Here is a 21,027-nt window from a genome sequence, read left to right as displayed (position 1 = left end):
AAAAGCAAGCTTATTTAGCTTTCTTTTTTGTTTATTTAATTCACTGAAATTTCATCTATAAAAAGCCACGATTTATTTCCAGCTCCAGGTAAACCATCAGGAATAATTCCATAATTTTCTACTATCACTTTTACAAATTTTGTATGCTGTTTTGGAAAAGTAATATTCATTATTCCATTCGCTTTTACAATTTCATCAGCTGAAATAGTTTTGACTAATGTAAAATCTTTTCCATTATCGGAAACTAATAGTTGAATAGACTTTGGAAGATATATCCAACTTCCTTTACGATCTAATGTTGATAATTGTACTTGCGAAAATTCTACTTTGGAACCTAAATCGATTGAAGCTACAATATCTTTTCCCGAAAAACCTAACCAAGATTTCCCATGATTTTTTACACTTCCTTTTATTCCGTCAACCAGCGTAGATGCACCTCCAACTGAATAAGCTTCGGATGGTTGATTTTCTAAAACAATCTTTTTCCCTGTGGATTTCGTTACTACAAAATCTTGAGAAGTTGTTGCACTCATCTTTTTACCATTCTCAAAATATGCTGATTTTATTGTTGATGTTTTCGTAATATCAATCGGTTGTGAATATATATTTGAAGAAGATAACGGCTTAGAACCATCTATTGTAAAACGAATATTACTTGGCTCATTTGCAGAAGTCAATTCATACTGAATATTTCCTTTTGAATTAACCAAAGCTATTCCAGCTACCTCATAGATTGCTTTACTATATCGAATTCCCTTCCTATCTAAACTACCAAAATGTTGAATCACACGATTCTCAAAATCCTTATACTCTTTAGGTTTAGAAGTTCCCCAAGCAACCTCAGAAAGCGCCATCATTCGCGGAAAAATCATATGTTGTACGTGAGGAAAATCTAATACATATTCTGTCCACAAATTCCCTTGCGTTCCCCAAATATACTTCGCTTCTTCTGACGTCAATTCTTTTGGAATCGGATTATAATTATACACCTTTTTCAACGAAACATCTCCACCAATCGATAGTGGCTCAGTTTCTGGACTCCCCTGATAATAGTCAAAATAATTCGTCGAAGTTGGTGTCATAATCGCTTTATGTTTTGATTTTGCAGCGTGTATTCCTCCCTCTATCCCTGTCCAACTCATCACTGTTGCATTTGGCGCCAAACCTCCTTCTAAAATTTCGTCCCAACCAATAATTTGTTTTCCTTTCTTGTTAATATATTTTTCCATTCTTGTGATGAAATAACTTTGCATATGAAGCTCATCTTTTATGTTTAATTTTTTCATTAAATCTTGCACAAAAGCACTTTCTTTCCATCTTTTCTTTGGAACTTCGTCTCCTCCAATATGTATAAATTCGTATGGAAAAAGAGGAATTACTTCATCTAAAACATTTTCTAAAAACATAAAAGTTTCTTCTTTTGGACAAAAAATATTTTCGGAAACACCCCACATTTGCCAAACTTCTAATTTCTCGTTTATACAACCTAAATTAGGATACGCAGCTAACGCAGCTTGTGCATGTCCTGGCATTTCGATTTCTGGTATCACATCAATATGTAATTTTTGTGCATATGCAACCACATCTTTCACCTGTTCTTGCGTATAAAAACCGCCATATTTTTTATCATCAAATTTCATATCCGAATAAGCTCCAATTTGCGACCCATTTCGCCAAGCACCAACTTCAGTCAATTTCGGATATTTCTTAATTTCTATTCTCCAACCTTGATCATCTGTCAAATGCCAATGAAATTTATTGTATTTATAAGTAGCCAAATAGTCTAAATAACTTTTAACCTCATCTACTGTAAAAAAGTGACGACTTACATCTAAATGCATTCCACGATATGCGAATTTTGGTTCATCTTTTATTTTGAGATAAGGTAATTTAAGATCTTTTTTATGTTCTTCTATTAGCTGCAAAAGTGTTTGAATTCCATAAAAAAACACCTTTATTCGTTGGTGCTGCAATAAAAATTCCGTTTTGATTAATATCTAATTCATAGTACTCATCACTTCGATTTTCTGGACCAGCCAAATACATGACATTAATGGTATTATTAAAATCATTTTTTTTAGATTTCTGAATATCTTTTCCAGTTATCGATTTTACTTGTTGAATTAAATAATCAATTTCAGGAAAATTAGAGTCTGTATTAATAGTAATTTGTCGACCTAGAGGAAAAATTCCTGTAAAGATTTCTGTCTGTTTAGGTTGAGGAATAAAATTATTTTGAGCATACAAATAAATTGTAGAAGTTAGAAAACTCAAAATAAGGAAGATTTTTTTCATGTGTTAATTTTTGATAATGACTAAGATAAACTTGTTTTATCAAATAATAACGACGAAACTAGCAAAACATTCAAAATAAAAAAGCAAGCTTAATTCAGCTTGCTTTCTATTTTGGAAAATGTTTTATTTAAAAAATTACTCAACAATCAAGATGAAATAATTCTTTTTACCTTTTTGTAATAAAACATATTTATCTGCAATTAAATTTTCTGTTGTCAACACAAAATCTTCCGCAACCTTTTCTTTGTTTACAGAAATTGAGTTTGCTTTTAGTTCGCGACGTGCTTCTGAATTGGATTTTAAGAAGTTTGTTTTATCAGCTAAAGCAGCTACAATATCTAAACCTGCTTCGATATCTGCCATTGCTACTGTTGCTTGAGGAACACCTTCGAAAACTGATAAGAATGTATCTCCGTCTAATTCTTTTAAATCTTCTGAAGTCGATTTTCCGAATAAAACTTGAGATGCTTTTTCTGCTTTGCGTAATTCTTCAACACCATGAACTAAAATAGTAATTTCAGTTGCTAATTTACGCTGTAATTCACGTAAATGCGGTTCTTGACGGTGACGCTCGATTAAATCATCAATCGCTTCTTTTTCTAAGAATGTATAAATTTTAATGTAACGTTCTGCATCCGCATCTGCTTGATTTAACCAGAATTGGTAGAATTTATATGGAGATGTTCTCTTTTTATCTAACCAAATATTTTCACCTCCTTCAGATTTACCAAATTTAGTTCCGTCAGCTTTTGTTGTTAAAGGGCAAGTAAATGCAAATGCTTCTCCTTGAACTGTACGACGAATTAATTCTGTTCCTGTTGTGATATTTCCCCACTGATCAGAACCTCCCATTTGCAATTTCGCACCTAATTCCTTGTACAAATGCAAATAATCGTATCCTTGAATCAATTGATAAGTAAATTCTGTGAAAGACATTCCAACATTTGATTCTGAAGAAAGACGAGATTTTACTGAATCTTTCGCCATCATATAGTTTACAGTAATGTGTTTTCCGACATTACGAGCAAAATCAATAAAAGAAAAATCTTTCATCCAATCATAGTTATTCACTAATAAAGCAGAATTACCATTGTTTGTATCAAAATCTAAGAAACGAGATAATTGTGCTTTTATTCCAGCAACATATTTATTCAATGTTTCTTCGTCTAACAAACTTCTTTCTGCTGCTTTACCAGTTGGATCACCAATAAAACCTGTTGCACCACCAACCAAAGCAATTGGGCGGTGACCGTGACGTTGCAAATGAACCAATAAGAATATAGGAACCAAACTTCCCACATGAAGAGAATCTGCAGTAGGATCGAAACCTACATAACCAGAAGTCATTTCTTTATTTAGTTGTTCTTCTGTACCTGGCATAATAGTGTGAACCAGTCCTCTCCAAGTCAATTCTTCAATTAATGGATTCATAGTATATCTAATGTATTTTTAATCTAATTTTTACGAGCTACAAAGTTATGATATTTCAGTAGATTATAATATCATCATACTAATAAAAACTTATTTGATATATTTATTTAAAATTAGAATATAAACTACATGCAAACCTTATTCGAAAATGAAAAGTTCAAATGGATTAATTTACATAATCCGACCAAAGAAGAATTAAATGAAATTGCGATAACATATAATTTTCAGAAATTAACAATTGAAGATAGTTTAGAACCTGGGCATTTACCAAAATACGAATCCGACGATCAAAATGTTTCGTTTTTGCTAATTCGCTTTTTTGATAAGGAACATCGCATGTTAAAAAACATTATTCGAGAATTTAGTCACAAAATCAGTATTTATATTGGTTCAGATTTTATTGTCACAGTACATCAGAAGGAAACAGATATATTTGAAACGATTCAAAAAAAATATCTATCGAATCTAGAGCCTTCTAAAGTAACGATTAAAGGAATTTTGTATCGAATTATTTCTGGAACAATCAAAACATATGAACAACCTGCTTACCGAATGGATGAAGGTGTTGATCAATTGGAGCAACTAATTTTTTCGGATGATTTTAAAAAAATAAAACTGCAAAATTTATACAAAATAAAACGCGAAGCAACAGCATGTAAAAAGATATTGGATTATACGTTAGAAGCTTTAAAAGAATATCGTATGGATAATAAACGAACAAGTTCTTCGCAGGATTTGATCGAAGAAAATGTAAAAATGTTGCATTTGCATGCTCAGATTGTAGACGATGTACAAAGTTTGTTGACAATTTATCTCTCTATAAATGGTCAAAAATCGAACGAAATCATGCAGACTTTAACCATTTTTTCTGCCTTTTTCTTACCCTTAACATTTATCGCAGGAATTTATGGTATGAATTTCGATTTCATGCCCGAGTTAAATTACAAATTAGGTTATCCAATTTGTTTACTTATCATGTTAATAGTGGTAATTTTTATTTACTTTTGGTTCAAGAAAAAGAGATATTTATAAAATAATCAAGGTTTTCTATTAAGAAAACCTTGAAAAAAATGCTATAAATTCTCTATGAGGAGAAAATTATAAAAAAAATGTACTTAAGAAGGATTTTGTTCTAATAAAGGATTAGAATTAATCTCCGCAACAGGAATTACCCATTGCCATCTGTTATCAGTTGGTTCTATCGTATAAACATTGTTGATAACTGTTGTTACTTGATTTGCTCCAGTACGATCTAATTTTTGTCCAAGACGTTTTAGATCAAAAAATCTGAAACCTTCTCCCCAAAGTTCAATACGTCTGTTCAGTAAAATTTGTTGATAATACGCATCTCCAGTTACTGTAAAACTTGTAAAAGATGTATCTCTTGCTTTTTCTAAAGTTGATAATACTATTTTAGATTCAGTCTCTTTTCCTAATTTATATAAAGCTTCTGCTTCTATCAAATACATTTCTGCAACTCGCATAAATGGCACATCTCCCAATGGACTTGATGTACTTTCTGCTAAGAATTTTTGTGATGTATAAGCAAATTTCGAATAATTAGAAGGTAAATTTAAACTTGTATGTAATCCTGTTGGATCGACAACTTGAGTACGAACATCTGTTGTTGGAAAAGATTTATACAAATTAATATTCATCACTTTTGGAGCTGTTCTAATTTGAGATGAATTAAAATTACGCGACATATAAGCATGGAAGTTTCCGTAATAATCTGATTGATCTTCTTGAATTGATATTCCCCACATCCATTCTGGATTAGAAAAATCATTAAATCCAGCTTTATATTGTGCTTGTGACATAAGTGCAAAAGAATTCTTAACTTCATTAGCATATTCGGCTGCTTTTGCATAATTCTGTTGTACCAAAGCCACACGCGCTTTTATACCTGTAATTGTTTGCGTAGAAAAATGAGACGTATTTGTTGCTTTTTTACCTTCTAATAATGTTTGAGCTTTTTCCAAATCTTTCCAAATTTCTGTGTAAACATTCTCTACAGAAGCTCTTACTTTTGGATCTGCATCATTTGGATTATCTCGCAATACAATTCCTAAATTACTGTTATCGCCACCAGCAATATATCTTTTTCCATATAATTGAACCAATTGGAAATATGCAAAAGCTCTATAAGCATAAGCTTCTCCAATAGCTTGATCTTTTAGATCTAAATCACCAGTTGCATTTTCTCCATAAGTAATAATATTATTCGCATTTCTAATCATTGCATACCAAAATGTCCATGGATATGATGATGTAGTAGAAGATTCATTACTTTGAGAAGTCCATCTAAGTTCACTTACAAACCAACCATTACCTGTCGAAGGAAAAACGACATCTTCTCCCATAACATCTGTAATAATTAATTGTGCTGTATACCCATTATTCCCTTGAGAACTATTTTGACGAACATACATATTGCGATGCATTCCGTTAATTGCTGCCATAAGATTATCAGCAGTTGCATATACCGTTTCTTCTTGTACAGACGATGTTGGTGATGTATCCAAATAATCTTCGTTACAAGATGTAAATAATAGGGTTGATAAAACAATAGTTGATAAATATAATTTTATTTTTTTCATGATGTTTTTAATTAGAATGATACATTTAATCCAACACTTACTGTTCTTGATGGCGTATAACGATAAGTTGTTGTACCATCAAAAGACTGAGCTGGCTCTAATCCTGCTCTTGCTGTCCATGAATATAAATTTTCTCCAGAAACGTATATTCTTAGATTACTTAATCCAACAGTTTCAAGGTTTTTTCGATTAAATGTGTAACCAAATTGTACTGTACGAATTGATAAATAATCAGAACTAACTAACCATCTTGTAGTTGCAGCCGAAGCGTTTGTTGTATTTGCAGTACTCATAATAGGTACATCTGTAACAACTCCTGGATTTTTCCAAGCTCTTAACATATCTGTATGAATTGCTTGTCCTTGTGGATAAGAACTCATCAATGTTGCATAATTACTGTCATATGTTTTTCCTCCTAATTGATAGTTTAACATAATTGACGCATCAAAATTTCCTAATTTGAAATTATTTGTAATACTTCCATACACATCTGGTAAAGCAGATCCAGAATAAGCATATTGCGCGTTTGCATAATTCGTCGTAACCTTAGTTCCGTTTACTGTTCTTGTATTTGCATCATCAGCTTTAGAAGAATCTTGAACATATAATGCAGCACCATCAGAAGAATCAACACCATACCATTGGCGTAACCAGAAATCATACAAAGATTGACCTTCGGCAATTCTTTTTGTTCCACTAATAATTGCATCATTAGCACCATTTGCCATCTTGATCATTTCATTTTTATTAGATGCAGCAATTAGACCTAAATTCCATGAAAATTTTTCGTTACGAACAATACCAAAATTCAAAGACAATTCTAATCCTTGGTTTCTCATTTTACCAATATTTTGATAAACTGAATTCCCAGGAACACCTGCTGAATTAGGAACTGGCACAGCAAATATCATATCATTTACATCTTGTAAATAATATTCTATCGATCCAGAAATTCTATTGTTAAATAAACCAAAGTCAAGTCCAACATCAAATTGATTTTTAGTTTCCCACGTTAAATCTTTATTTCCTTGTTGTCCAAATAAAATTCCGCTTTCTGTTCCATTATTATAACCTAAATTATAAAGATTTAAATCTGCTTGGTAACCTGGTTCTTCATCCACTCCACCATCGTTTCCTACTTGTCCATAAGATGCTCTTAATTTAAGCTCATTTACAATTGAAGAATCTCTCAAAAAATCTTCTTTGTGGATATTCCATCCTGCACCAGCTGACCAAAAAACACCTTGATTATTTTCACTCGAAAAACGTGAAGATTTATCTAAACGAACAGATCCTGATAACATATATTTGTTATTGTAATCGTAGTTTAAACGTGCAAAATATCCTTCTTTTCTAATTACATAATTGTAACCTTCGTTTGCAGTTGTTGTCAAAAAATTTGACATTTCGTAGATTCCTGCTATTGTTTCTTTTTCTTTCGTTACAGAAGAATAATCAACTTTTCTTTCAAAAGATTCGTGTCCTAAAATTGCATCAAAATTGTGTAAACCAAAAGATTTTTTATAGTTGAATATTTGATTAAATGTTAACCCTTGGTATTTATAAGTTGTATTAGAAAGTCCTCCTTTTCCTGCATAATCACCAATTGTTGCATTAGCATATTCTTTGAAAGTATAATTTCTTACATCGTACCCCAAATTTGAAGTAAATGTTAATCCTTTTGCTAATTTAACTTCTGCATTAAATCGAGAATTGATAGAGTTTGTATTTTGCACACTATTATTTAATAATGTTTCTTGTAATACATTTCGACCAGAACTTGCACTTGACCCTCTACCTCTCGATTCGTTTCCATCGTAAACTGCATTTCCGTCCGAATCATAAACTCGCTGACCATTTGAATCATACAAATAAGGAGAATAGATAGGACCTATTGCACGTGTAAAATAAAATGGATTGATATAAGATGATCCTCCACTTGAATCTGCTTGATTAGATTTTACCAAACTACCTGTTAAATTTGTTCCCAATTTTAACCAATCAGTTACTTGAGAATCTACATTAACTCTGGCATTGTAACGTTCGAAATCAGATTTTATCACATATCCTTCTTCTTTATTGTATCCAAAACCAGCAAAATAAGTTGTATTTTCTGTTCCTCCAGAATAATCAAAATCATATTTCTGAAAAGAACCTGTTCTTGTAATATAATCTTGCCAATTGAAATCATCATACAATGCATCAGATGTGGTAAGTTTACCATCAACCACAACTTGATCATTTGCTACACCATAAATATTATTTTTAAGGTTGTTCGTGATTAAATTTGTTGATGCGTAAGCATTTGCTTCAGCTAAAGTTTTAGAAGGATTAGAAGCCATATAACCATTTCGCATAGATTCCCAAGTTGCAACATAATAATCGCCAGCACCTAACCTGCTATATTCTTGTGTTCCTCTTGAAACAATACCGTTGTTTGTCGAAAGTCTAAACGTTCCCGATTTCCCTTTTTTCCCTTTCTTAGTTGTAATCATCACCACTCCATTGGCTGCTGATGCACCATATAATGAAGTTGATGCAGCATCTTTTAATACTGTCAATGATTCGATATCATTTGGATTTAAATCTTGTAAACTTCCTGTATAAATAACACCATCTACCACATACAAAGGTGAACTTGATAAATTATATGATCCAACACCACGTACTTGTACAGATAATCCAGACCCTGGCTGCCCAGATCCCGTTGAAACTTGTACTCCCGAAACAGAACCATCCAATGCTTTAGCAACATTTGATAAAGGTCTATTTTCTATATCTTCTGCTTTTATTGTCCCAACAGAACCAACAACTGTTTCTTTTTTCTGAACACCAAATGCCGTTACAACTGTTTCTTGCAAATCTACCGTTTCGTTAGGTTTAGCTTTTATAACACCCAAATTATTACTCGAAACAATATATTCTTTTCCATTGATAATTAAAACCTCTCCAACTTTTGCATCTATATCAAATTCTCCGTTTTCGTTTGTGTAAGAAACCTTATTAGATCCCTTAACAGAAATTTGTACATCTGCTTCTGGAAAGCCATCACTATCATTAACAATTCCTTTAGTTTGCGCATACGAAAGTGACGCAAATCCTAAGAAAGTTAATAAGCTTAATGAAGTTATTTTTTTTCTCATGTTTAATAAATATTGATGTTGCAATGATATTTGACATAAAAAGATTTTATCAATATTTAACTCGTATTTAGATTTAATTAAACAAAAATTAGCAAAACATGCTAAAATGAGAGGGAAAAAGCATTAAGAAAATTAACAAATATTAACATTAAACAACGTTTAACATTTTCTTCTAAAGATTCAATTGTTAAAAAAACATCCTTTTTGTTGACGTTATATTTTAGTCGCTAATTTGTTTACTTATCATGTTAATAGTGGTAATTTTTATTTACTTTTGGTTCAAGAAAAAGAGATATTTATAATTCAGTATGATTTTCGTAACGGGAGGAACAGGTTTAGTTGGCGCACATTTATTAGTTGAGTTAGCAAAAAAGCAACAACCAATTCGTGCTCTGAAAAGAAAAACATCCAACACAAAAGCCATCGAGAATTTCTTTACAGAACAAAATGCTTTACAATTTTATCAATTTATTCATTGGATTGATGGCAATTTGTTAGATGTTACTGAACTTCCGAATTTATTACAGGGAATCGAAACCATTTATCACGCAGCAGCTTTTGTTTCGTTTGATGAACGTCAAGAAGAAGAAATTTTCAACACCAATATTTTAGGAACCGAAGCTTTAGTTAACGAAGCAATTGATTCTGGTATAAAAGAGTTTTTCTTTGTCAGCTCTATCGCTTCTATGGATGATTTGAATCCTGCCACAAAAATGATTGATGAACGCTCTGGTTGGAACAATAGTTTAACACATTCTTCTTATTCTATCTCAAAATTTAGAGCAGAAATGGAAGTTTGGCGTGCTTCGCAAGAAGGTATTAAAGTGATTATTATTAATCCTGGTGTTATTATCGGAACGTTAGACACAAAACGAGCAAGCGAAAGTTTGTTTCAACAAAATTCATCAAAAAGTGATTATGCACCTTCAGGCGGAACTGCTTTTGTTGATGTACGCGATGTGATTAAAATTTTCTTAGAATTAATTGATCAACAACTTTACAATCAGAAGTTCATAGTTATTTCAGAGAATAAAACGTATAAAGAAGTTTTTGATTATGTTTCGATGAACAGTAAACGTTCGGTAAAAACAGTTTCCAACGCAACATTAAAAATCATTAAAAGTCTTTCTGTTTTTAGTCGCATTTTTGGTGGAAAATATATGACAAAAGCTAATTATTATTCGCTAACCTCTGTTACAAATTACGATAATTCTAAAGTTAAAAAAGCATTAGATTACGAATTTATTTCAGTAAAAGATGCTGTCGATTATCATTATACTCGTTTTCAAAAACTAAATTCTACAAAATAGTTTACTTTTGTTTTATGGAACAACAATTCATCTCGAAACTTTCGACAAACGCATTTTCAGTAGAAGCTGGAAGCGTAAATGCCAAAAGCCCATCTAACATTGCGTTGGTAAAATATTGGGGAAAAAAGAAAAATCAAATTCCAACCAATAGCTCAATTAGTTATACGTTAACAAATAGTTACACAGAAACTGAATTGAAATTTTATCCAAAAATTTCAGACACTTTTGAAGTTGATGTTTATTTGGAAGGTGAATTAAAAGAAAGTTTTGCACCAAAAATCATTACTTTTTTTGAGCGAATTACAGCTTACATTCCATTTTTGAAGCATTATAAATTCGAAGTTCATACACACAACTCTTTTCCACACAGCTCTGGAATAGCTTCTTCTGCATCTGGAATGTCTGCGATGGCGTTATGTTTAGTTCAAATAGAGAATTTATTAGGCGCAAATTTATCTGAAGAAGATGCTTTAAAAAAAGCTTCTTTCTTGGCTCGTTTAGGTTCTGGAAGTGCTTGTCGTTCAGCTTACAAAGGTTTGGTTGAATGGGGAGAAAATGACTTTATTGAAGGTAGTTCAGATTTATTTGGAACAAAATATCCTGACACAGAAATTCATTATGTTTTCAAAACTTTTCACGATACAATCTTATTGATTCACGAAGGTCAAAAATCTGTTTCTTCAACTGTTGGTCACAATTTGATGAATGGACATCCTTATGCGGAACGACGTTTTGTAGAAGCAAATGACAATTTAAAAGCTTTATTACCTATTTTGAAATCTGGTGATATCAAAGCTTTCGGAGAATTAGTAGAACACGAAGCGTTAACATTACACGCGATGATGATGATGTCGAACCCTGCTTTCATTTTAATGAAACCAAATACAGTTGCAGCTTTAGAAAAATTATGGGAATTCCGTCGTGAGACTGGAAATCATCTGTATTTTACGTTAGATGCTGGCGCAAATGTACATTTGCTTTATCCAAATCAAGATGCGGAAGCAATAGAAATCTTCATCGAAAATGAATTGAAACCATTCTGTCAAAACGGAAATTACATAAAAGATAAAGTGAATTTTTAATCACTTCTAAAACAATAAAAGGTTGTCAATAATTGACAACCTTTTATTGTTTTAGTTTTTTTTTAATATATTTAACTTCAAATATATCAATAACATGTATTCAAAAATATTTTTATTATTAGTACTTTTATATTCTAATATTGGCTATTCTCAAATGCAATATTATGATGTAAAAGGAAATAAAATTACAGAAAAACAATTTCAAAAAATAAATAGAAAAGCTAATCAACTAAAAGTTTATAACGATTCTTTACAAATTTCAAAAATTATTCCTATTCGTTCAGTAAACGGAGAAATAAATACTACTGAGTTTATTGCAAAGCTTAGTAATAAGTTAGGGATTGAGATAAATAATCAATACCCTACAGTTATTACCTATTATCCAGGAAAAGATAGTTGTAATTCTTCAAGTTCAGCAAATCCTAAAGATATAGCTAGTATACAAGTTTTCAAAGAGAATGAAGCTAATAAAATCATTACAACAAATTTTATTAATATTTTTAAAAACAACGAAGGAATTAAAACTTTAGATTATTTAATTTGGTATAAAGATCCAAATCAAATAGTAGAAAAAACATTTTTTGTAGATCATTACCCTTGTTCAAGTTTTGTTATTTTGTACAATAATAAATACCGTAGTTATTATGGAGAATTCTCATATACAGAAATAACTAAGCAGCTTAAAAAAATACTTTCTCCTTAATAACCAAAATAACCAAACTCAAAAATCCTGACATACCAAGTACGACGATTATATTTCCTATCATAATTTCTACAGGAAATAAAACAAATCGGATAATTGAAATTAGAACTGTAATAAAAACAATTTTTAACCAAAATTGATAATCAAACTTTATTCGAGAGATTTTTTGTTTTGGCATATAATAAATCCATATTGCAATAAAAATAGCTCCAATAAATGTGCTAAAATGTTGTAGAAATTTATAACCTTTTACTTCGATCGGATTATTAAACCAAACTTCTTGTAAAGCTGGAATCAATTTTACAAAAAATCCCCATTCATGTGTAAAAGCATCCCAAAAAAGATGAGAATATGTTCCAATTATAATCGAAACTATAACAATTAACCAATGTGTCTTAAAATGATTATTCCAATCAAAATCTAAAAACTCTGCAAATCGTTCTTTTAAAAAATATGGTAAATGTTTGATTAAAATATTTCTTACAAACAGATGAAATACGAAACAATACACCAACGCAATTGGTAAATCAAAATAAATTGCTCCCCAAAACAAATGACTGTGCGTTGCTTCGATTTTCATTCGAGTAAAATATTCCAAATCTGGAGACATAGAACCAATGATTAAACCAGTCATTGAAAACCATTTTGGTTGAATCTTTTTTAGTGGAAGTACAATCGCAGGATGGCAAAAAGTAAGTGGCATTTAGATTTTATTTGAATACAAAGTAACTCAATATTTTATTTAATTTCCAAAACGTTTAATGTTTACTTTTCTTTCTTTAATTTTCAGTATCAACGTTTCGTATTCTGTATTTTGCTCCTTTTCTACCGTTACTTTATTTAAGTATTTCTTTGCATAAACATGTTCTGGTAAACTTTTTTCTGCAATATGAAACGTATAATTTCCAACAGGAAGAAAAGCAGTATATTCTCCACGATCATTTGTTCTAACAGAAAAAACTTGTCCATTTTCATGATTAAAAACTAACGTAAATCCAAACAAATTCGCCGAAACTTGATATTCTAATTTAGAAGATAATTCGTATTCTATTTTACCTCTTACAACACCTGTTTGTTGCATTGGAATAGAAATAGAAGTTGTTTTGGTTTTTAAACTAATACTGTAATCTTGGGCAAACCATTTTTGTCCAGGAAGAGTGATTAAATAATTTCCATAAGGCACTTTTTTATACTTCACATTTCCGTCCAAATCTGTAATAAAATTGGTATCGTTTATTTTTACATTACGATTATCAGCTACTTTATCACCTTCATCAAAAATACCATTTGCATTGTAATCATAAAACACAAATAAGTTTAATGTTCCATCTTTTACATCAGTCGCTGTACGTTTCGCTGGCAAATTATATTGTACCCCAACTTGCAAATATGTTTGTTTACTGTACAACATTTTAGAATTGTATTGACTAAAATTTGCTTGTGTATTAATTATTAAATTATCAATTGGTTGATAATCTACTGAAGCACCAAAAGTTAACGTATTCCCGAAATTTTTGTCGATATTATAATATGTTGACAAAGCTGTATTTAACCTTTTCTTGAAAAAGCTTTGACGATAACTTGCTGATGTATTAAATCTTTCTAATTGATGATTCAAATTATTAGTCGAATAAACTTCTGCAATCATCATACTTCCTCGTTGATAAGTTGTATTCAACTGAAAACTTTTCATGTTCCAAGTTAATTGTCCATAAATAATTGGATCAACTTTATCCAAATCATTCAACTCAGAAAAACCTCCCAAAGCATTCAACACCACTTGATGAACACGCGAATTAGACAACCATGTAAATGAAGTATTTACGTATGCTGATTTAAAATTCATTGGCGTATACGTAAAGGATTCGAAATTTAAAACATTTGATTTTTCGATATTAAATTTAGGTGAAACAGAGAAATTAAAATGTTTTGCTAATTTAAATGCAATGCCAGTTTCAAAACGTAAAGCTTTCGATTCATTGGCTTGTGTATAATTCGTTAAATATGGATCGATCGATTTTGGATTGTTATTCGTTAATGTAAAGGATGTCCACATAGAAAATTTAGAAAACGAACGTTGCAAACGTTGATTAAGGTACAATGCACCTTTTCTAGTTCCTGGATAATATCCTGAACTGAAATAATTGGAACTATAAAAATCGAACTTTCCTATTGTTCCCGAAACATTTGCTGAGGCTGATAATGAATTTTCAGCTTTATTATTATCTGCAAATTTCGAAAATCCATATCCAAATTTCACAGAATGACTCCATTTATTTGGCGTAATCCATTTATAACCGTTTGTTAAAATAAAATTTGTCGTAGAATAACTTCTATCATATAAGGCAGTCGTTTCCAACTCGTTTTTTCCGTTGACTAAAAAACGTCCATTTGCAAAAGTTGTATAATTATTCTTTAAATCATCTTGATGTAAATGATCCAATAAATTGTAGTTTTTCTCAATAGTTCCTACAACAATTCGGTTATCATTTTTATCATAATTATTAAATAACATCAATCCACGACCATTAATCGGCATATCAAAATCGTTATTATTAATTGACCCGATTAAAACTCCTTTATTTTTTCGTTGATACTTTATCCAAGTATCTGTTAATACATCATCTTGATTAACATTCCATTTAGTAGAATTCAAATTATAAGCTATCTCATTCAATCCAACCGAAAATTCTTGGTGAGCCATCAAATTATAATTTGCATTTGTCGAATTAATATCACGCGCTGTTAAGCGAACATAATTTGTTGACTGATTTGTCCAAGCTTGATTTAACATCGTAGGATCTACATATACACGATTTGAACTTGCATTCTGAATTGTAAAAAAAGCATTTCCAAGAAAATCGTTATTTGTTGAATACCCTGAAACATTAACCTGAAATGTTTCCATTTTCATCATATCTCGGTCAACATATTTCGAGAAACGAACTGTTTTTTCTTGAAAAGCTGGAACATCAACTCGTTTATTTTCTGATGTAAAATTTCCCCTAAAATCAGGAAAAACATTTGTCAATAAAATATTTTCTGATTGATTTCCCATATTCATTACTTTCAAATCATAATGAATAGAATCGCCTTCTTGACGATAAAATATATTGGTTTGAACAGGAAAAATTTTGATTACTCGCTTTTGTTGAATAATAATTGATGTAGACGAATTTCCTATTTCTTTTTTTGTTAAAAAATCGACAATGCTAAATTCTAACGATAATTTCCCAGCCATTTGCGATTTATTGACTGTGAATTTCATCGGAATGAATGCTTTTTTGTTGGGATTGATTTTTATCTTCAGATTATCCTGAGAATATGATCTGATAGAAGCTGGAATTTTCAGTCCCAGACGTGCATCAATTGTATCGTTTGATGTATTCTCTAATTGCAAAATAACTGTAAAATTGTTGTCATCTTCTAATGAAATTTCTTTTACTGTATTAAATTTCAATCCATTATTTAAGTTTTGAGCACGTAAATTCTGTCCACTATTAATGAAAAGCAGAATAAAAAATACGCTTCGAAAATAATTGATAAAAAAATGCATTTTGGTTTACAATGGAGTAATTGTGTACAACAACGATGTGGAATAATTTCCTGGTTTACTGTTTAAAATTTTACTATCCGAAGGTGTTGTCGAATAAATAATATTGTATTTTTTAGAAGCAGTTTTTGTACTATTTGTAATCAACGATTGATTATAATTTGACAATTGAATTTCATTCGAAAGTCGATTCGTTTCAGTATCTTTCAGCTGAACTTTAATCGAATTTAATTGAAGATTTTCTGAATTGCTTGACTGTAAATATTGATTTAACGAAGAAACTTGAATATCGTAAGCTGTATCAGAAGAAACTACAAGTCCATTTTGATACTCTTTTCGAACTCCATTTTTATAATCTTGTACGGTATTAAAAACTAATTCTCCATTTATAGCAGATCCATCAACAGAAATAGAAAGTGTAGGAACTGGTTCGTAATTTCCATTCGGACTAATTTGCATTTCAATAGAAAAAGGACTTGTTCCGATAACATTTCCAAATTCATTCAACAATGAAAATTCCATCTGAATAGGATAATTATTCCAAGATTTTAAAGGATTTAAATAAGTTCCCGGATCAATAACAATATTATAATTTAAAATAATACTTCCATATTTTCCAGCTGGAGTATTAATAACCAAAGGAGAGTTTCGAATAAAATAATTCGGTGAAAAAGCCATCGCAATATTACTTTGAATAACTCCTATTTGATTTATCGTAGGGTAATTCTCCGAATAATATTGAGAAGTTGAGTAATTATTAAATCTTAACTTCAACTTATCAACAGGAAATTCTTTTTTCTGAGAATTTACAATCTGCGAAACTACACGACCTACTAAAGACCAATTCTTATAGTTTAAAGCGCCATTCATTTGCAATTGTACTGTAACAATGTTGTTTACAGTAACTCCACTACTTCCATTCACTTGCACCCAACCGTTATTATGTGCATTTATCGTAAATTGTGCAGAAGATATAATTGAAATCAACATGATATATGTTGATAAAATGGTTGGTAAAAAATTTTTACTTATCATTTGAGAAAGTCAATTCAGCAATTTTCAATTGATCATCCTTTTCAAAACTCAAAGTTGATGTGACAATATACGAGCCTTTTGCAAAGTCTTTTGGCAATGGTATATATACAATTCTTTTATCATTTGGTAAACTATAAAAAACTACATCTTGAAGTTTTATTTGCTCACCATTTTCTTGATTAATGATTTCATTTTTAATCGTTCCTTCACTCCAAACATTTCCCTCATTGGCAATATTAAGAACTAAACGATTTTCAACTTTATCATATACAAAATTGGTAAATTCTACATTTGTTTCGCGTCCAATGTTCAATCTTTGATAGATTTTAACTCCAGTTCGAATCGAAATTTTAATGTTTTCACCACTTTTATTTTTCCCAGCAACAGGATTTGTCTGCGTAATGTACATCATTGTTGTATGTACACTTTCTGCATTTACCTTTTCTGGAACTTGCATAAGAACTTCGATTTCTTTCGATTCTTTAGGTAAAAGTGTAAGAGTATTATTTGGTAAAACTGTAATCCAGTTTGCATTACTAGTTGGTAATGTATTAGGTTCCGAAACTATATTTGCTCCAAAATCATCATACTTCCAATCTTTAAAAGAAATTGCCAACTCTAATGTATTAACATCACTAACATTAGTTACCAAAATCTTTTTACGCTCAGACTCGCCAGGATTTAGAGTAAAATAAGTCCTTGGAGGACTCACAGAAACTCCTGACTGCGCATTAACTTTACTTGAAAAAAGTAACACGACTAAAGAAACGATTGTTAAAAAACGAAGAACTTTCATAAGAAAAAGCAGAAGTAATGTTTCGCAACATTACTTCCTTATTTAATTATATTATTGTGCTTCAATTGTATATGTAACAGTTGTTGTATAAACGTTTGGATTTTCAACGTTGTAGTATTTGTTTACATAATCGTTGTTTCCTTTTCCATTATATGCTACATTAAATTTTAAATCTGTTCCACCAACAGTACTAGAAATCAGGTTTTTATCAGATTTATCTAATACAACATTGCTAAATGTAGAAGAATTTAAAATATTTCCTGTTCCTAAAGTTGCTTGTAAATTAATTGTATTTGCAGCAATTTTATCAGTTGTTCCGTCTTTTGTAAAAACTAAATTTTCATTTTCAGATTTTACTTTAACAGCGAAACCTCCTGTACTATAAACTACTAAATGGTCATTCATATTTGCTGTTACACCGTTAGAATAATCATCTTTTGTTTTATATTCTAAGTTAACTGTGTTATCACCACCAATTACAATTGTTTGAATTGGGTATAATTTCACATTTAAAGTTGCTTGAGCTGTTTGTGAAAAAGCTAATCCTGAAACTAATGCGCAGAAAATCGTTAAAATGAATGCTGATTTTTTCATAATTCTATAAATTGTTAAAATTTTTGACTTAAAAACTTGTTAATTTTTCAGGTAGTGGTTATATTTATAATCTGCATTTGTTTGAATGCGGATGCAAATTTAGAAGTTGTTTTTTGTCTTAAAAGATTAAAATAGTCTAAAAAATGATGAAAAACGACATTTCTAACTATTTAATTCGGAGCAACTTGTCTGAATTTAGTTGGAGAAATTCCGGTGTTTTTCTTGAAGAATGCAGTAAAATTGGTCTCTTGAAGAAAGTTTAACTCTAACGCAATATCTTTTATTGACATTTTTGAGTTGACTAATAAAATCTTTGCATTTTTCATTAATTCTTCCACAATCATATCTTTTGCTGATTTACCAAAAACAATTTGTGTTGCTTTATCTAATCTTCTTTTTGTAACAAATAAATGATCTACATAAAATGAAACTTGTTTATGCTCATTTACATTCTCTTGTACCAATTTTTTAAATTTTGTAGCCACTTCAACATCAAAATCATCTTGTACAAATTGCGCGCGCAAATCGACAGTTTCTATTTGTCCATTAATAATAATTCGTTCTAACAAATTATGTGCTAATTTAATATCCAATTCATTCTCGAATGCAGTGAAGAAATAATGCAAATAATTAGAATGAAAAATTGGTGCAGAACAAATTGTATTTTCTACAATATTGATAATATCGCGTGAAAAAAGCGTGCTGTTTTCTAACTTTAAATTTTCTTCGATTGATTTTGAATAAAATTCTTGTTTAAAAACAATATAATATGCGTCTGTACGAGAAGTTTGTTTCACAAAATCTTGATTGATATTTGGAGCTATAAAAAGAAAATGATTTTTGGGAATAGTATAATCTTTTCCATTTATTCTGTGAATAAATTTTTTAGATCCTGACCAAATTATTCCAAAATATTCATCAATAGAAAATTCTTTTCTCAACTCCTCTACTTGCGCGACATCATTCAATTCGAATGCAGTTATACCTACATCAAAAATCAATTTATTGTAAACATTAAGATCTTTCAACAACATAAATCTATACAATTTTATAATGTTTGTTATACAAAATTACGACCAATTTTTATCAAACACATTGATACAAATCAATTTATAAAAAAAGGGTTGCAAACTTAATTAGAATTTCATGAAGTCAAACATTAAATTGTAACAAGTATTGTTATTTTAAATGAATAAAAAAAAGTCTCAAAAATATTTGAGACTTTTTTATTTTTAAGGAATATTGTATTAATAATTTCCTGATGCTTCTTTTCCTTGTACAATTGCCAAAGCAGATGATGTTCCAATTCGTTTAACACCTAAATCAATCATCTTTTTTGCTTCTTCTGTCGTACGGACTCCGCCTGAAGCTTTAACTGGTAACGAACCTGCATTATCAAGCATTAACTTAATCACATGTTCATTCGCTCCGTTTGGCTCTCCATTTTCTGTTTTATAAAAACCTGTCGAAGATTTTACAAATACTTTTGAGGCATTTTCTTCTCCAACTTTATTTAAAACAATATCACGAATAAGTTGTGTAATTTCAACAATTTGTTCATCTGTTAAAGCGGCAGTTTCTATAATCCATTTTACAACTTTACCTTCACGTAAAGCCACTAAAGTGGCAGCTTCTACTTCTTCTTTTACTTTATCGCTATCTCCTTTTTTGAACGCTTCATAGTTAACTACAAAATCTAATTCATCGGCTCCATCAGCAATCGCTTTTTGCGCTTCTCTCAACTTTTCATTCAAATCGTAAGTTCCTTCAGGAAAACCAATTACAGTTCCCAAAACAACATTCGATTTTTTCTCATCCAATAATTCACGCACTGATCTTACATAATCAGGACGAATCATTACTGCATAAATCTCATTATCCATGGCCTCTTGTGTTAACTTGTGTACCATATCTAATGTATCAGAATTCGAAATACCTGCTTGTTCAGGTGTTTTAAGATACGTCGAGTCTAAATATTGATTAATATTCATCTTTGTATATTAAAGTTTTATTTGTCTATCGATTGGTTGCTCCAACGAGATAATTGTCTCTGTTCGTGTTACACCATCAATTTGCTGAATTTTTTTATTCAACACATTCATTAAATGTAAATTATCTCGACTCAAAATTTTAAGAAAAATTCCATAATTACCTGTTGTAAAATGAGCTTCCACTACTTCCGAAATTTCTTCCAAAGCTTTTACAACTAATTTATAAGAAGAAGGCTTGTCCATAAAAACACCGACAAAAGACATCGTAGAATAACCAAGGATAGCAGGATTTACAATAACTTTTGTAGAATCAATCACTCCAGAAGTTTCTAACTTCTTTATACGTTGATGAACCGCCGTATTCGATATTCCCAACTCTTTCGCCAACTGCGAAACAGGAATATTAGCGTTATCCATAAAAGCATTCAGAATCAACTTATCGATTCCGTCAATCTCTACTTGACCATTTTCGTGGATTCTCACCTTTTCTAAAA

Annotated in this window: 17 protein-coding genes; 4 read left to right on the top strand and 13 right to left on the bottom strand. The window is 30.5% G+C overall.

The annotated features are described in order from the left end of the window. Nucleotides 1-35: 35 nt before the first annotated feature. The 3 genes from AC2I98_RS12305 to tyrS all read right to left on the bottom strand — a co-directional run bounded on the left by AC2I98_RS12305 (nt 36) and on the right by tyrS (nt 3,726). Nucleotides 36-1,925 carry a glycoside hydrolase family 20 protein gene (locus AC2I98_RS12305; protein WP_486411959.1) on the bottom strand — a complete coding sequence of 630 codons (1,890 nt, stop codon included), beginning with the start codon at nt 1,923-1,925 and terminating at the stop codon, nt 36-38. Further along, nucleotides 1,903-2,295, bottom strand: a complete 393-nt coding sequence (locus tag AC2I98_RS12300; protein WP_486411958.1) for a glycoside hydrolase family 20 zincin-like fold domain-containing protein — start codon at nt 2,293-2,295, stop codon at nt 1,903-1,905. The genes AC2I98_RS12305 and AC2I98_RS12300 overlap by 23 nt, the downstream gene beginning before the upstream one ends. A gap of 135 nt (nt 2,296-2,430) precedes the next feature. Continuing rightward, nucleotides 2,431-3,726 (bottom strand): tyrosine--tRNA ligase, encoded by a 1,296-nt coding sequence (tyrS, locus tag AC2I98_RS12295; RefSeq protein ID WP_486411957.1) that lies wholly within the window; start codon nt 3,724-3,726, stop codon nt 2,431-2,433. A 129-nt stretch (nt 3,727-3,855) separates the two neighbouring features. On the opposite strand from tyrS, the gene AC2I98_RS12290 reads away from it, so the two are divergent. After that, complete coding sequence (locus AC2I98_RS12290; RefSeq protein ID WP_486411956.1) at nt 3,856-4,758, top strand: CorA family divalent cation transporter; 903 nt, start codon at nt 3,856-3,858, stop codon at nt 4,756-4,758. 83 nt (nt 4,759-4,841) lie between these two features. Here AC2I98_RS12290 and AC2I98_RS12285 read toward each other — a convergent pair whose 3' ends face one another. Continuing rightward, nucleotides 4,842-6,326, bottom strand: a complete 1,485-nt coding sequence (locus tag AC2I98_RS12285; protein ID WP_486411955.1) for a RagB/SusD family nutrient uptake outer membrane protein — start codon at nt 6,324-6,326, stop codon at nt 4,842-4,844. 11 nt (nt 6,327-6,337) lie between these two features. Beyond that, nucleotides 6,338-9,469: a SusC/RagA family TonB-linked outer membrane protein gene (locus AC2I98_RS12280; RefSeq protein WP_486411954.1), complete on the bottom strand. Its 3,132-nt coding sequence runs from the start codon at nt 9,467-9,469 to the stop codon at nt 6,338-6,340. 308 nt (nt 9,470-9,777) lie between these two features. Between AC2I98_RS12280 and AC2I98_RS12275 the strand changes: the two genes are divergently transcribed. The 3 genes from AC2I98_RS12275 to AC2I98_RS12265 all read left to right on the top strand — a co-directional run bounded on the left by AC2I98_RS12275 (nt 9,778) and on the right by AC2I98_RS12265 (nt 12,564). Then, on the top strand, nt 9,778-10,779 hold the full coding sequence (locus tag AC2I98_RS12275; protein WP_486411953.1) for an NAD-dependent epimerase/dehydratase family protein: 1,002 nt from the start codon (nt 9,778-9,780) through the stop codon (nt 10,777-10,779). 14 nt (nt 10,780-10,793) lie between these two features. Then, nucleotides 10,794-11,861 carry a diphosphomevalonate decarboxylase gene (locus AC2I98_RS12270; RefSeq protein ID WP_486411952.1) on the top strand — a complete coding sequence of 356 codons (1,068 nt, stop codon included), beginning with the start codon at nt 10,794-10,796 and terminating at the stop codon, nt 11,859-11,861. A 94-nt stretch (nt 11,862-11,955) separates the two neighbouring features. Further along, on the top strand, nt 11,956-12,564 hold the full coding sequence (locus AC2I98_RS12265) for a hypothetical protein (protein WP_486411951.1): 609 nt from the start codon (nt 11,956-11,958) through the stop codon (nt 12,562-12,564). Here the strand turns inward: AC2I98_RS12265 and AC2I98_RS12260 are convergent. The 8 genes from AC2I98_RS12260 to AC2I98_RS12225 all read right to left on the bottom strand — a co-directional run bounded on the left by AC2I98_RS12260 (nt 12,542) and on the right by AC2I98_RS12225 (nt 21,016). Next, the gene (locus AC2I98_RS12260) at nt 12,542-13,267 is read right to left on the bottom strand and encodes a DUF4184 family protein (protein ID WP_486411950.1); all 726 of its coding nucleotides are present in this window, start codon (nt 13,265-13,267) and stop codon (nt 12,542-12,544) included. The genes AC2I98_RS12265 and AC2I98_RS12260 overlap by 23 nt on opposite strands. Before the next feature lie 39 nt (nt 13,268-13,306). Beyond that, nucleotides 13,307-16,120: a carboxypeptidase-like regulatory domain-containing protein gene (locus AC2I98_RS12255; protein ID WP_486411949.1), complete on the bottom strand. Its 2,814-nt coding sequence runs from the start codon at nt 16,118-16,120 to the stop codon at nt 13,307-13,309. A 6-nt stretch (nt 16,121-16,126) separates the two neighbouring features. Beyond that, nucleotides 16,127-17,152, bottom strand: a complete 1,026-nt coding sequence (locus tag AC2I98_RS12250) for a hypothetical protein (protein WP_486411948.1) — start codon at nt 17,150-17,152, stop codon at nt 16,127-16,129. After that, entirely contained in the window at nt 17,142-17,948 is an 807-nt protein-coding gene (locus tag AC2I98_RS12245) for a fimbrial biogenesis chaperone (protein ID WP_486411947.1), read from the bottom strand. Before AC2I98_RS12245 ends, AC2I98_RS12250 begins: the two co-directional genes overlap by 11 nt. Nucleotides 17,949-17,999: 51 nt before the next feature. Beyond that, the gene (locus AC2I98_RS12240) at nt 18,000-18,542 is read right to left on the bottom strand and encodes a hypothetical protein (RefSeq protein WP_486411946.1); all 543 of its coding nucleotides are present in this window, start codon (nt 18,540-18,542) and stop codon (nt 18,000-18,002) included. A gap of 170 nt (nt 18,543-18,712) precedes the next feature. Further along, nucleotides 18,713-19,576, bottom strand: a complete 864-nt coding sequence (locus AC2I98_RS12235; protein ID WP_486411945.1) for a helix-turn-helix domain-containing protein — start codon at nt 19,574-19,576, stop codon at nt 18,713-18,715. A gap of 213 nt (nt 19,577-19,789) precedes the next feature. Continuing rightward, nucleotides 19,790-20,533, bottom strand: a complete 744-nt coding sequence (gene deoC / locus AC2I98_RS12230; RefSeq protein ID WP_486411944.1) for a deoxyribose-phosphate aldolase — start codon at nt 20,531-20,533, stop codon at nt 19,790-19,792. A gap of 9 nt (nt 20,534-20,542) precedes the next feature. Then, on the bottom strand, nt 20,543-21,016 hold the full coding sequence (locus tag AC2I98_RS12225) for an Lrp/AsnC ligand binding domain-containing protein (protein ID WP_486411943.1): 474 nt from the start codon (nt 21,014-21,016) through the stop codon (nt 20,543-20,545). Between the last annotated feature and the right edge of the window lie 11 nt (nt 21,017-21,027).

The sequence above is a fragment of the Empedobacter sp. EJD.6dd genome (assembly GCF_057369435.1).
This window is presented reverse-complemented; position numbering and strand designations above follow the sequence as displayed.

What these genes read in the sequence shown, in the direction of transcription:
- AC2I98_RS12300 (WP_486411958.1), bottom strand. Translation starts at nt 2,295, where the DNA reads ATGAAAAAAATCTTCCTTATTTTGAGTTTTCTAACTTCTACAATTTAT.
- tyrS (WP_486411957.1), bottom strand. Translation starts at nt 3,726, where the DNA reads ATGAATCCATTAATTGAAGAATTGACTTGGAGAGGACTGGTTCACACT.
- AC2I98_RS12290 (WP_486411956.1), top strand. Translation starts at nt 3,856, where the DNA reads ATGCAAACCTTATTCGAAAATGAAAAGTTCAAATGGATTAATTTACAT.
- AC2I98_RS12285 (WP_486411955.1), bottom strand. Translation starts at nt 6,326, where the DNA reads ATGAAAAAAATAAAATTATATTTATCAACTATTGTTTTATCAACCCTA.
- AC2I98_RS12280 (WP_486411954.1), bottom strand. Translation starts at nt 9,469, where the DNA reads ATGAGAAAAAAAATAACTTCATTAAGCTTATTAACTTTCTTAGGATTT.
- AC2I98_RS12275 (WP_486411953.1), top strand. Translation starts at nt 9,778, where the DNA reads ATGATTTTCGTAACGGGAGGAACAGGTTTAGTTGGCGCACATTTATTA.
- AC2I98_RS12270 (WP_486411952.1), top strand. Translation starts at nt 10,794, where the DNA reads ATGGAACAACAATTCATCTCGAAACTTTCGACAAACGCATTTTCAGTA.
- AC2I98_RS12265 (WP_486411951.1), top strand. Translation starts at nt 11,956, where the DNA reads ATGTATTCAAAAATATTTTTATTATTAGTACTTTTATATTCTAATATT.
- AC2I98_RS12260 (WP_486411950.1), bottom strand. Translation starts at nt 13,267, where the DNA reads ATGCCACTTACTTTTTGCCATCCTGCGATTGTACTTCCACTAAAAAAG.
- AC2I98_RS12255 (WP_486411949.1), bottom strand. Translation starts at nt 16,120, where the DNA reads ATGCATTTTTTTATCAATTATTTTCGAAGCGTATTTTTTATTCTGCTT.
- AC2I98_RS12250 (WP_486411948.1), bottom strand. Translation starts at nt 17,152, where the DNA reads ATGATAAGTAAAAATTTTTTACCAACCATTTTATCAACATATATCATG.
- AC2I98_RS12245 (WP_486411947.1), bottom strand. Translation starts at nt 17,948, where the DNA reads ATGAAAGTTCTTCGTTTTTTAACAATCGTTTCTTTAGTCGTGTTACTT.
- AC2I98_RS12240 (WP_486411946.1), bottom strand. Translation starts at nt 18,542, where the DNA reads ATGAAAAAATCAGCATTCATTTTAACGATTTTCTGCGCATTAGTTTCA.
- AC2I98_RS12235 (WP_486411945.1), bottom strand. Translation starts at nt 19,576, where the DNA reads ATGTTGTTGAAAGATCTTAATGTTTACAATAAATTGATTTTTGATGTA.
- deoC (WP_486411944.1), bottom strand. Translation starts at nt 20,533, where the DNA reads ATGAATATTAATCAATATTTAGACTCGACGTATCTTAAAACACCTGAA.